9 protein-coding genes are annotated in these 12,526 nt (G+C 47.9%); 3 read left to right on the forward strand and 6 right to left on the reverse strand.

Annotation, left to right across the window (positions count from 1 at the left end; translation table 11 throughout):
• Window positions 1-121 precede the first annotated feature (121 nt).
• The 4 genes from GC178_11305 to GC178_11320 form a co-directional block, all read right to left on the reverse strand.
• Entirely contained in the window at window positions 122-2,317 is a 2,196-nt protein-coding gene (locus GC178_11305; protein MBI1288149.1) for a glutamine synthetase type III, read from the reverse strand.
• Between the two features lie 58 nt (window positions 2,318-2,375).
• Entirely contained in the window at window positions 2,376-3,404 is a 1,029-nt protein-coding gene (locus GC178_11310) for a glutamine synthetase (GenBank protein MBI1288150.1), read from the reverse strand.
• Between the two features lie 200 nt (window positions 3,405-3,604).
• Complete coding sequence (gene tatA / locus GC178_11315) at window positions 3,605-3,853, reverse strand: twin-arginine translocase TatA/TatE family subunit (protein ID MBI1288151.1); 249 nt, start codon at window positions 3,851-3,853, stop codon at window positions 3,605-3,607.
• Window positions 3,854-3,895: 42 nt separating this feature from the next.
• Window positions 3,896-6,880 (reverse strand): protein translocase subunit SecDF, encoded by a 2,985-nt coding sequence (locus GC178_11320; GenBank protein ID MBI1288152.1) that lies wholly within the window; start codon window positions 6,878-6,880, stop codon window positions 3,896-3,898.
• Between the two features lie 177 nt (window positions 6,881-7,057).
• On the opposite strand from GC178_11320, the gene GC178_11325 reads away from it, so the two are divergent.
• Complete coding sequence (locus GC178_11325; protein MBI1288153.1) at window positions 7,058-9,832, forward strand: T9SS type A sorting domain-containing protein; 2,775 nt, start codon at window positions 7,058-7,060, stop codon at window positions 9,830-9,832.
• Complete coding sequence (locus tag GC178_11330) at window positions 9,832-10,239, forward strand: DUF393 domain-containing protein (protein MBI1288154.1); 408 nt, start codon at window positions 9,832-9,834, stop codon at window positions 10,237-10,239. Before GC178_11325 ends, GC178_11330 begins: the two co-directional genes overlap by 1 nt.
• Here GC178_11330 and GC178_11335 read toward each other — a convergent pair.
• Together GC178_11335 and mdh are read right to left on the reverse strand one after the other, a co-directional pair.
• Complete coding sequence (locus GC178_11335; GenBank protein MBI1288155.1) at window positions 10,233-10,676, reverse strand: hypothetical protein; 444 nt, start codon at window positions 10,674-10,676, stop codon at window positions 10,233-10,235. The genes GC178_11330 and GC178_11335 overlap by 7 nt on opposite strands.
• A 96-nt stretch (window positions 10,677-10,772) precedes the next feature.
• Window positions 10,773-11,708: a malate dehydrogenase gene (mdh, locus tag GC178_11340; protein MBI1288156.1), complete on the reverse strand. Its 936-nt coding sequence runs from the start codon at window positions 11,706-11,708 to the stop codon at window positions 10,773-10,775.
• Between the two features lie 236 nt (window positions 11,709-11,944).
• Here mdh and GC178_11345 point away from each other — a divergent pair, with 236 nt between their 5' ends.
• Window positions 11,945-12,520, forward strand: coding sequence for a sigma-70 family RNA polymerase sigma factor (locus GC178_11345; GenBank protein ID MBI1288157.1), 576 nt, complete (start codon window positions 11,945-11,947; stop codon window positions 12,518-12,520).
• The last annotated feature ends 6 nt before the right edge of the window (window positions 12,521-12,526 follow it).

Genomic DNA, 12,526 nt, shown 5'->3' on the forward strand with positions numbered 1-12,526 from the left:
GCGGCTGCTAAAATAAATAAATATTTGATTAGGCAAGTTGGATCACAACGCTGTTAAGCATTGTATAAGACACTCATTGCGATAGAATCATTAAATTGATTATCAATGAATTACAAGTGATTTATCGGTTAAAAAGGAGCTCTCTGTACTTGGGTAGCGGCCAATACTCATCCGAGATGATAAGCTCCAATTTATCAACTTCCCGTCTGATCCTTTCGAAGTAAGGAAGCACCTTAACGCAATAATCGTCAGCCTGTTTGCGCGCACTTGACTGCCTGTTGGCCTGTTTCCGTTCTTCAGTCATTTCGCCTACCAGCTTTCGTAAAGCTGTCATTCGTTCCGAGATCTCACGGATCAAACTCATCTGTTCGCTTGCAAGCAGATCGAATTCCTTGGCGCTCAGAACCTGCTTCAATCCAGTAACATTGGTAATAAGCAGATTCTGATATTCAACTGCCGTTGGAATGATATGATTGATGGCCAGATCGCCCATCACGCGCGATTCTATCTGTATCTTCTTAGTATATCGCTCCAGATCGATCTCATAGCGCGCTTCCAGTTCCCGTTCGCTCAGAATCTCATTCTTTGAAAAAAGATCCTTCGATTGGGATGTCATGATGAAATCGAGCGCCTCTGGCGTGGTTTTCACGTTTGAAAGTCCGCGTTTTTCCGCCTCTTTCACCCATTCTTCTCCATACCCGTTTCCTTCAAAACGAATCTTCTTCGATTCGGCAATGTACTTACGCAGCACTTGAAAGATGGCGTCATCCTTCTTCATGCCTTTGACTACAAGTCCTTGAACCTCCTCATGGAATTTGACCAGCTGATCGGCAACAATCGTATTCAGAACCATCATGGCAGTTGAGCAGTTGGCTGATGAACCCACTGCACGGAATTCGAACTTGTTGCCTGTGAAAGCGAATGGTGATGTTCGGTTACGGTCGGTGTTGTCGAGAAGGATCTCTGGAATCTTGATCACGTTCAATTTCAACTCCGTTTTCTCATCAGGCGAAAGCTGTTTGCCTTTCTTCACCCATTCTTCAATATCATCTAAAACCTGAGTAAGAAATGAACCGATAAATACCGAAACAATGGCCGGAGGTGCTTCATTGGCTCCCAAACGGTGGTCGTTGCTGGCACTTGCAATGCTGGCGCGAAGCAGATCCGCGTGTTCACAGACCGCTCTAATGGTTGTGATAAAAAACGTCAGAAACTGAATGTTCTTCTTGGGCGTTTTTCCTGGGCTGAGCAGATTTTTCCCCGTATCGGTTGCCAACGCCCAATTGTTGTGCTTGCCCGAACCGTTGATTCCTGCAAAGGGTTTTTCGTGGAAAAGCACTCGGAAATCGTGGCGGAAGGCCACTTTCTCCATAATGTCCATGAGCAGTTGATTGTGATCCACCGCCAAGCTGACCTCTTCATAAACTGGCGCACATTCAAACTGTCCCGGACCGACCTCGTTGTGGCGCGTTTTTACAGGAATGCCGAGTTTCAGCGCTTCCGTTTCGAAATCGCGCATGTAAGCGGTGACCCGATCATTGATAGAGCCGAAATAATGGTCTTCCAACTGTTGGTCCTTGGCTGAGGAATGTCCGAAAAGGGTTCTTCCTGTAAGCGCAAGATCGGGACGCGCGTTGAATAGCGCCCGATCCACCAAGAAATATTCCTGCTCGCAGCCAAGCGTGCAGATGACACGGGAAACGTTTCTGTCGAAATATTCCTGAACCACGGTTGTGGCGGCACGGTCCAGAAAATGCACCGAACGCAACAGCGGTGCTTTATGGTCGAGCGACTCGCCCGTGTAGGCCACAAAAACCGTTGGAATGCAAAGCGTTCTTCCAATGACAAACGCGGGTGACGAAGGATCCCAAGCGGTGTAACCGCGCGCTTCAAACGTATTTCTGATGCCGCCACTCGGAAAACTGGAAGCATCGGGCTCTTGCTGAACCAATTTATCTCCTCCGAACGATTCCATCGAAAAGCCATCCGCCAGCGGCTCAAAGAATGCATCGTGCTTTTCGGCTGTTGAACCTGTGAGCGGCTGGAACCAATGCGTGTAATGCGTGGCACCCAATTGAAGCGCCCAACTCTTCATGGACGAGGCTACCTGATCGGCCGTGGTTCGATCAATCTGACCACCTTTGTCTACGCAGTTGCGAAGCGTTGCGTAAACCTCTGCCGAAAGATACTCGCGCATCTGCTTCCACGTAAAAACCTTGGATGCAAAGTAGTTGGAAACTTTTTCGCTTGGAAGCTCTACCGCAAGCGGCTTTCTTCTGTCCACTTCCTGCAATGCCTGAAATCGCTGTTTTGCCATAGTTTGAAGCTAAAAAAGGCCCGAACGAGCGGGCCTTTCACATTAAACAATTATTCAATTAAGCTGGTGAAAGTTCTTTTTCAACACTCTTAACCGTTTTGATGATTCGTGCTGCAACCTTGTATGGGTTTGCATTAGATGCAGGACGTCTGTCCTCCAAATATCCTTTCCAACCTTTGTTCACGGTCATCAACGGAATACGGATGGAAGCTCCTCGGTCAGAGATCCCGTAAGAGAACTCGTTGATAGAAGCCGTTTCGTGCTGGCCTGTCAAACGCTGTTCGTTGTGCGCTCCGTAAACGTCAATGTGTTCTTGACGAACTGGACGGAACGCCTCGCAAACTGCCATGTAGATCTCCTTCGAACCACATGTTCTAAGCAGTGTATTGGAGAAGTTCGCATGCATACCTGAACCGTTCCAATCTCCTTTGATAGGCTTTGGATGGTATTCGATATAATAACCATAGCTCTCGGTCAAACGGTCAAGCAGATAACGTGCGACCCATATCTCATCACCCGCCTTCTTTGCTCCTTTGGCAAACAATTGGAATTCCCATTGTCCAGAAGCCACCTCTTGATTGATTCCCTCGAAATTCAATCCCGCAGCAATACAAAGATCGGCATGCTCTTCTACCAGATCTCTTCCCTTTGTGTAACGACCACCAACGGAACAGTAGTATTGACCCTGTGGACCAGGGAAACCTCCACGTGGGAAACCCAGTGGTAATTCTGTTTCGGCATCCATGATGAAGTATTCCTGTTCGAAACCGAACCAGAAATCATCGCCTTCATCTTCGATGGTAGCGCGTGCATTGGAAGGATGTGGCGTACCATCGGCATTCATCACCTCGCTCATCACCAACCAACCGTTGTCTCTTGCTGGATCCGGATAGATCGCAACAGGCTTCAGCATGCAGTCTGACGAATCTCCAGTAGCCTGCTTGGTCGAAGAACCATCGAAGGACCAGTTTCCGATCTCTTCGAGTGTTCCTTTGAAATCTTCGTGCTCTTCAACTTTGGTCTTAGACCTCATGTTCTGAGTTGGCTCATAACCATCGAGCCAGATGTATTCGAGTTTTACCTTCATGTTAGGTTAAATGATTGGATTTAAACGATTTGTGGCGCAAAGGTATAAGTTCAAATAGACCTTATGGCGGAACTTTTCAACTTTTTCTCAACATACCCCCATTTTTACGGGGGTTGTTGGTCGAAATAATACAAACACGAAACTTCCAGACACAAAAAAGGCCCTTTGCAGGGCCTTTTCAATCAGTTTCAGTTACAGGATCACTCTTCCCGTGGCTTTGCCTCAGGATTTGGAGTGATCTTCGGAGTGGGTTTCTTCGGAACTTCGCGCATACTCTCCTCGATCTCGCGTTGCACCCCGCTTGTAGCATCCTTGAATTCTCGGATGCCACGGCCAAGTCCGCGCGCCAACTCTGGAATTTTGTTCGAACCGAAGAACAGCAACACCACCAGCAGGACAACGATGATCTCGCCTCCGCCCAAATTCAAAAACAATAATGTCGCATTCATGCTGTAAAATTAAAAAGGCCTCCTGATCGGGAGGCCTTTCCATTATTTCTTTTTCTTGTCACCCACGGGTTCATCTTTTATGAACTCCAGCAATACTGGCGTTGCAATGAAGATGGATGAATAGGTTCCCACGACCACACCTGCGAGAAGTGCGAAGGAGAATCCTTTAATGGTTTCGCCACCCGCCAAGAACAACACCAACAGTACGATGAATGTTGTAAGCGCGGTAATGGTGGTTCGGCTCAACGTGGTGTTCAAGGCATTGTTCACCGTCACGGCAAGCGGAACTTTACGTGCCTGATGCTCACCCTGAAACTCACGGATACGGTCGAATACAACCACGGTATCGTTAATGGAGTAACCCACAACGGTTAGAATGGCCGCGATGAACGCCTGATCGATCTCCATGCTGAACCACGCAATTCCGTAGAACAGAGAGAACAGAGAGAGTACGAAGAGAACGTCATGCGCCAAGGCGATGACCGCACCCAAACTGTACTGCCACTTCTTGAATCGGATCAAAATGTAAAGGAAGATGACCAGCAATGCGAAAATGATGGACAGCAAAGCCGAGCGTTTGATATCCGTTGCAATGGTCGGTCCGACCTTCTGAGAACTCAAGATCTCACCAGGGTTTGACATGGTAGCAAGGCCTGTTTTCAAGGCATTTTCCACCTCATCATCCACATTTTCACCGCTATCATCAATTCGGTAGGCAGTGATCACTTTCACGCGGTTATCAGCCCCGAATGTTTTGACGGTTGGAGCCATCCCTCCGAAAGCACCTTCCAACGACTTTGTCAGATCCTCCGTGTTCACCGCATCTTGGAATTCAACCAAGTAGGAACGACCTCCCAAGAAATCGACTCCATAGTTGAAACCGCGTATCGTCATCGAAGCAATACCAGCAATGATCACAGCCCCTGAGAACAGGTAGGCGATCTTTCTCTTTCCAGCAAAATCGAAGTTCAGATTGCTGAATGCGTTCTTAGAGAAACTTGTAGCCACTGAAATGGCCTTCTTGGCTTCCAATCGGCCTTCGAAAATCAGACGTGTAATGAAGATAGAAGCGAACAGCGAACAAAAGATACCGATGATCAACGTAGTTGCGAAACCTTGGATCGGGCCGCTACCGAACACGTACAGAATGATACCTGTAAGCAAGGATGTGACGTTGGCATCGATGATGGCAGAATACGCTGCATCATACCCTTGTTTGATGGCCAAACGCATACCTGTTCCACGATGCAACTCCTCACGCACACGTTCAAAGATCAGCACGTTAGAGTCGATAGAGATACCGATGGTAAGAACGATACCAGCAATACCAGGAAGTGTAAGTACCGCACCAAGTGATGCAAGCACACCGAATACGAAGAAAACGTTGGCGATCAACGCAAGATCCGCTGCCCAACCAGCTGTTCCGTAGTAAATGATCATGAAGATCAACACCAAGAGAATCGCGCCCACAAACGAGATCATACCACTGGTGATAGATTCCTGACCCAACGTTGGACCAACAACCGCTTCTTCCACAATACGGGCTGGCGCAGGAAGTTTACCTGCTTTCAGTACCGTTGCAAGGTCTTCCGCTTCTTTAATGGTGAAATTTCCAGTAATGGAAGAGCGACCGCCTCCAATTTCTCCTTGCACCGTTGGGAATGAATACACGTAATCATCCAGCACAATGGCAATGGAACGACCGATGTTGGCTCCTGTGAGTTTTTTCCAAATGTTCGCACCGTCAGGTGTCATGGTCATAGAAACCTCTGGCGAAGCACCGAACTGACCGAAATCGCCTCGTGCATCAGCAATGCCTGCACCATCCAATGGAGGCTCGCCATCCCGGCTTGTCACCTTGATGGCAACCAACTGATGAACCTGCTTTGGATCTTGTGGATCAACAGGCTTCACCGTCCAAAGGAATTTGAGGTCGCGAGGAAAAATGGCGCGGATACGGTCCATGGCCAAGTACTCATTTACCTTGGCCGTGTCCTTAATGGCAGCATAACCGACAACAGGTCCTGCCATTGGTCCGTTCTGTGAAACCGCTGGTGACAGAACAGCAAACAATGGACTATTCTTCTCTACATCCTCCAATTTGTCACTTTGAAGGTTAGCGCCTGTAGAATCCTGATCTCCGAAGAGTTCCGTAAGCGCATTGGAGGACGAATCCTTTTCAGTTTCTTCAGTTGCAGTTGGTTCAACAGCTGGTTCTTCCTCGCCTGCTTTTTCAAGGGTATCTACCTTCGATTCACCTGCCTGAATATCGCGAAGCACCTGATTGGCTTCTGCGAGGTAGTTGATCACTTCTGAGTTGTCATACGTTTCCCAGAACTCCAATTTGGCCGTTCCTTGCAACAGTTTTCTCACACGCTCAGGCTCCTTCACACCTGGAAGTTCAACCAGAATGCGGTCGCTGCCTTCCAATCGTTGGATGTTCGGCTGCGTAACCCCGAACTTATCGATACGCGTACGAAGCACTTCGAAAGCCTGCTCAATGGCCGCTTCTTTCTCAGCACGGATCACCTGCAACACTTCCTCGTTGGTCGCATCGCCTGTAATTCTGTCTTTTAAGGTGTAACCGAAAATGGCAGGGGAAGCCAAACGGGCATTCGGATCGATCTTCTCGAACTCCTGGCCGAAAAGCGTTACGAAATCCAAGTTGCTGGTCGGGAGAAGTTCCGTTGCCTGCTTGATGGCCTTATTGAACGTTGAATCGGTGCTGTTGTTTGACAGCGAACGGATCATGTCCTGAAGCGAGATCTCCAAGGTTACGTTCATACCACCTTTCAGGTCGAGACCCAAGTTCAACTCACGCTCCTTACATTCCATGTAGGTGTATTCCTTCACCAAAATGTTGTAGCGGAAATCCTCCAAGTACTTGTCGGCCTCCTTTGGATCGGTGGCATACATCTCATCGTAATTGGATTCGGCAACACGCGTGGCAACCGTAAATGAAAGCTGGTAGATACAAACCAGTCCGAGCAAGATGGCGAAAACCTTAATAGCGCCTTTGTTCTGCATTATATAATGTATATGGTTATAGCTCCGTTTTTAGAGCGTGCAAATATAGAAGAAGCCCCATTGAATAGCAATACGGTTTTTTGAAGCAAAAAATGGCTTTCGGCTAATGAAATTGATTGACAAAGCAGGCAACTTTTTGCCCTTACATTTGTCTGAAAGACATCCAATAATTCTTCGATGAGATCACTCTTCCTGTTCACCCTGCTCACATTCACCTCGCTTCACACATTTGCTCAACTCTATTTCCAGCGTTACGATTCGGTTCAGGTGACCGAAGAGAATGGTGTCATTTCATTGCCGTGGGGCGGAGGGATCAATCATGCGCAGTTCAGCAACATCGATTTTGATATGGACGGAAGGAACGACCTTTTCCTTTTCGACCGTTCTGGAGATAAAATCATTGCATTGAGAATGAATGAGTCGGGCCAGTTGGAACTTGCCCCCAAATACCGCCACATGTTTGTCGATCAGCACACGCCAGGCAGAGACAGAATGCACGATTGGGTTTTCCTTCGGGATTTCAACGCTGATGGGAAAACCGACATTTTCACGTATTCAAATGGTGGAATGGCCGTTTACAGAAATGATGGCAATGCAGACACGCTCATTTTCACCCTGATGACCACCAAGCTGCTTTCCGATTACGGGAATGGCCTCATTAATATTTATGTAAGTCCCACGGATCTTCCCGCCATCATGGATGTGGATGGCGACAGCGACATGGACATCATCACGTTCAGTCTTTTTGGTACTTCGGCCGAATACCATCAGAATCAATCCATGGAATTGTATGGAATCCCCGACAGCTTGGTCATGCAGCTTACAACGGGCTGCTGGGGCGATTTTGAAGAAGATCCATCAACAGTAGCCGTAAACCTGAATGTGAGTTGCAAAGGCGTTACGGGACCTTCTCAGGAAATGGTCGATGCTGCGGCAGCAAGTGGCGTTCATTCTGGTTTTACCTTGATGGGTTTGGATGTGGAAGGCGATGGCGACAATGACCTGTTGATCAGCAATCTGAGCTTCAATACCATGAACATTCTGATCAATGATGGTGATGCAACCACCGCGCACATCGGTTCTCAGGATCTGACATGGCCTGCCAATTTCACCAATACGGATGCGGTGGACCTTTACACCTTCCCAGCAGGTTTTATTGCCGATGTGAACAATGACGGAAAGACGGATTTTCTGGCCACTCCCAACCAAGAGAACAATGGCCACGACTACCAAGGATGCTACCTCTATCAGAACAGCGCCTCCAGCGGCTACGACCTCTCTTTTGTGAAGAACAATTTCCTTCAAGATCAGATGATTGAACTGGGAACAGGGGCGTATCCAGTTTTCTTCGATTATGACAAGGACGGACTGAAAGACCTACTGATCGGAAACCGTGGCTATTTCGTCAGCACAGGAAACTACTCTACGCAGATCGCCTATTACCGTAATACGGGAACGGCCGCAGACCCTGCCTTCACACTTCAAACCCGCGACCTGAACAACATTTCCAGTCTTTCTCTCGGAAACGTGGCACCGACCTTCGGAGACATTGATGGCGATGGCGATGACGACATGCTTGTAGGCGATTCGGACGGACTTGTTCACCTCTTCACGAACTCAGCTGGACAGGGAAATCCATGCAGCTTCTCCCTTACCAATCCAGGTTTTCAGAACATTGATATTGTCGGGCAGTTCGCCACACCTTTCTTATTTGATGTGGATGGCGACCAATTGCTTGACCTTGTGATCGGTGAGCGCAACGGAAACCTGAATTATTACCATAACGATGGGACTGCTACTTCTCCATCGTTCACGCTTGTTGACAATAATTGGGGCGGTGTTGATATGAAGCGCAACGGACTTTCGTTCGGTTACAGCACACCGTTTCTATTCAGAAGAGACGGCAATCTTCAAATGCTGGTCGGTTCTGAAAGTGGTGTGATCGATCTTTACGATGGCATAACCGAGGTCATTTCGGGTCCAGAAGAACTGGTCGGAACCGTTGGTGAAGGAACCGATTTTACCACGGGAGATCAGGCCACGCCTTTTGGATTCTCGTCTTCCAGCGGTAGAAATCAATATTTGATCCGTGCAGATGAACTGACAGCTCAAGGATTGGCGCAGGGTGTGATCAAAAAGCTTTCGCTGGTTACCGAAAACGGCCCAAGTCAACCCCACGCGCAGTTCTACATTAAAATGGGCATGACCCAATTGGATGAACTGAACGGCTTCATTGACGGGTTCACCACAACCTATTTCGTCTCTTCGGGAACGGTTCAGCAAGGAACGGTTGAATACACCAATCAAACCCCGATCAGTTGGGATGGTGAATCAAACTTGGTGGTTGAGTTCTGCTGGTTTCAGACAAACAACGGCACTCCCGATAATCTGAACGTGCAATATTCCACCCTTCCATATAACTGCACGGCCTACTCAAGTATGAGCGGTTTCTCAGGCTGTGGCATTGCGTATCAAGGCTCCAACCAACAGCGACCTAATTTCACATTCACCGTTCAGCCTTCATTCAATACGGTGGCTGAATTTCCTGTCTACGAAGGCGAGCGTTCGACCCCATGCTTGGGCGATCTGAACGGAGATGACCTGCCAGAATTGGTCATCGGAAATTTGGCTGGAGGCCTCGCCTATTATAAAGGTGACACGGTGGGTGTTACCATTAGCGGCATTGACGAGATCGACCGTGTGGAACGATTCGACATGAATCTCTACCCGAACCCGAACAACGGAACATTCACCATCGAGCCGCATGCGGCCATGAGCGGAACCATCCGAATGCGCGTGTTCAACATTTTGGGTAAGGAAGTTTGGAACGGGAACAGCCAAAACCTGATCCGCGAGACCATTAATCTTTCCATGCTGGAAGAAGGCATGTACATTTTGGATGTTCGGTCTGAGAAGAAAGTTTCGACCAAGCGGTTCATCATCCAGCGCTAATGGACCAAAACGGCCCGATCCTGCTGTTTGACGGTGTCTGCAACCTTTGCAGCGGGTCGGTTCAATTCATGCTAAAGCGAAACAGCAAGGCCAACATCCGCTTTGCTTCCTTGCAATCGGAATTTGCCAAAGAAGCGTTACGCAACTCCGATCTGCCAAGCAACTATCTCGATAGTCTGGTTTTGCTTGAAAACGGCAGAACCCATGTAAAGAGTGATGCGGCTTTGAGGCTATCCAAACACATGGATGGAATCTGGAAGATCGGTTCCGTTTTTCTTATCGTCCCCCGTTTTATTAGAAATGCGATTTACGACCTCATTGCGAAATATCGATACCGCTGGTTCGGAAAAAAAGACGTTTGCTGGCTGCCGAAACCTGAATGGAAAGACCGTTTTCTCGATCAGTAGGTCAAAATAAGTTCTGACTTTCCGTAATCGATAACGACCTCGTATTTCCTTAGGAAGTCACCGCCAAGCACCATGTCAATTGGCACCAGACCGAGTTCTGCGTAAGATGCATTGATATGTGATAGATCCAATGAAACGATGGCGAATTGATCCGCTACAAGATCTCCGAGAATAAACTGTTTCACAGTGAACTTGAAGCCTTCCATGCTGTCTGTTCCAAGACCTTTGGAAAGTTTCTCCGCCTTTTCAAATTCCGTTTCATCCGTAAACAGATGAATTCGGTTCTTATCGAAAACGGTCTGAGACGCTCCCGTATCAACGAGAATGTTTGCCAAATTCCCGTTCACGAACCCGCTCACAGCCACGTGAACGCCCGAGTTTTCAATCTCAACGAATCGGATAGGAACAGAAAATGAAGCCATAGAAGAGACGGTCATCACCGCACTTCAAATTTAAGTACGGAATTCACCTAAAACAAGAAGCCCCATCCGCCTGAGGCGAACGGGGCTTCCATCAGATCAATTCAAGCTGAATCAGGCCGTAGCCGCTTCCAACAGTCCGTTGGTCTTACGAACGCCCTCAGCACTTTCTGCAAGTTTCGCTTTTTCAGCTTCATCAAGATCGATCTCAACGATCTTTTCAATGCCGTTCTTGCCCAAAATGGCTGGCGCACCAATGCAGATGTCGCTCAATCCGTACTCGCCCTCAAGCATCACAGAACAAGGGAACATCTTCTTCTGGTCGCATCCTATGGCCTGCACCAAAGCAGAAACAGCTGCACCTGGAGCGTACCATGCGCTTGTTCCCAACATTCTTGTAAGCGTTGCCCCGCCAACTTTGGTAGCTTCAGCAACCTCGGAAAGTCTTTCGGCAGAGAGGAAAGCCGAAACTGGAACTCCGTTTCTCACAGCCAAACGTGTCAAAGGAAGCATGCCTGTATCGCTGTGTCCACCGATCACCATCCCGTCAACATCAGAGGCCGGACAACCCAACGCCTCACTCAAGCGGTACTTGAAACGTGCGCTGTCCAATGCACCGCCCATACCAATGATCCTGTTCTTTGGAAGACCTGTTGCCTTGTGTACCAAGTAGGTCATGGTGTCCATTGGATTGCTCACCACAATGATGATCACGTTCGGAGAATATTTGATAAGGCTTGTGGCAACACTTTTTACAATTCCTGCGTTGATGCCGATCAACTCCTCGCGCGTCATTCCTGGTTTACGTGGAATTCCGCTGGTAATAACGGCCACATCGCTGCCTGCTGTCTTCGAGTAATCGTTGGTGCTCCCAACAATTTTGGTATCGAAACCGTTCAGACTTGCCGTTTGCATCAGATCCATGGCCTTACCCTCGGCATAATCTTCTTTAATGTCTACGAGAACAACCTCTGAAGCAAAATCTTTGATAGCGATGTACTCAGCGCAACTTGCACCTACCGCTCCTGCTCCTACTACTGTAACTTTCATGGTATGATTTTATTTGGATTTTCGTTTCTGAAACGCCCTTTGACTCACTCAGGACAGGGCGCAAATGTAGAAAAGAAGCGGTACGGCCAAAAGCAGACAAAGGTCAGTTTTGATCCTTTTAACAATCGCGCATTTTTCAGCCATGGCTTAACTTTGATTTCGCAGTCTGTTTACCTTGCGTTCAAATTCGTGTTGCAATAGGCAACCCGTAAAATTCACCCTCGTTATCTGTTTGCGTGCAACCAACTGACCAAGAGCTCCAAGATCTGATAGCCGGTTGTCTGAAAAACGACCGCAAATGCCAGCAGAAGATCTACGAGATGTTCTATGGGAAAATGTTGGGAGTATGCATGAGGTACACCCGAGATCTTGACCAAGGAAAAGAATTGGTGCAGGAAGGATTCATCAAGCTCTTCGGAAACCTCGAAAAGTATAAGAACGATGGTTCTTTTGAAGGCTGGGTGAGGCGTATTTTCACGAACAACGCGATCGACTCATTCAGAAGGAAAAAGCACCAGGATTTTGTACCGGATGATGATTATCAGGTACTGAATTTGGCCGATGACAAGGACGAACACGAATTTTTAGACCCCGAAGAGGAAACCATTCAACCAAAACACGTCATAGAAGCGATGCAGCAACTTTCCCCAGCATATCAGATGGTCTTCAACCTCTATGTAATGGAGAATTACTCGCATCAGGAAATTGCCGATGAATTGGGTATAAGTGTGGGAACTTCCAAATCGAACCTCGCCAAAGCGCGGATGAACATGAAGAAGATCCTGAAAAAACAATTTGCCGACCGACTTTAAAGACAC

Source organism: Flavobacteriales bacterium, assembly GCA_016124845.1.
Lineage (GTDB): Bacteria > Bacteroidota > Bacteroidia > UBA10329 > UBA10329 > UBA10329.

Bases quoted from the DNA above. Each gene is read 5' to 3' on its own strand.
- GC178_11305 (MBI1288149.1), bottom strand. From the start codon at position 2,317: ATGGCAAAACAGCGATTTCAGGCATTGCAGGAAGTGGACAGAAGAAAG.
- GC178_11310 (MBI1288150.1), bottom strand. From the start codon at position 3,404: ATGAAGGTAAAACTCGAATACATCTGGCTCGATGGTTATGAGCCAACT.
- tatA (MBI1288151.1), bottom strand. From the start codon at position 3,853: ATGAATGCGACATTATTGTTTTTGAATTTGGGCGGAGGCGAGATCATC.
- GC178_11320 (MBI1288152.1), bottom strand. From the start codon at position 6,880: ATGCAGAACAAAGGCGCTATTAAGGTTTTCGCCATCTTGCTCGGACTG.
- GC178_11325 (MBI1288153.1), top strand. From the start codon at position 7,058: ATGAGATCACTCTTCCTGTTCACCCTGCTCACATTCACCTCGCTTCAC.
- GC178_11330 (MBI1288154.1), top strand. From the start codon at position 9,832: ATGGACCAAAACGGCCCGATCCTGCTGTTTGACGGTGTCTGCAACCTT.
- GC178_11335 (MBI1288155.1), bottom strand. From the start codon at position 10,676: ATGACCGTCTCTTCTATGGCTTCATTTTCTGTTCCTATCCGATTCGTT.
- mdh (MBI1288156.1), bottom strand. From the start codon at position 11,708: ATGAAAGTTACAGTAGTAGGAGCAGGAGCGGTAGGTGCAAGTTGCGCT.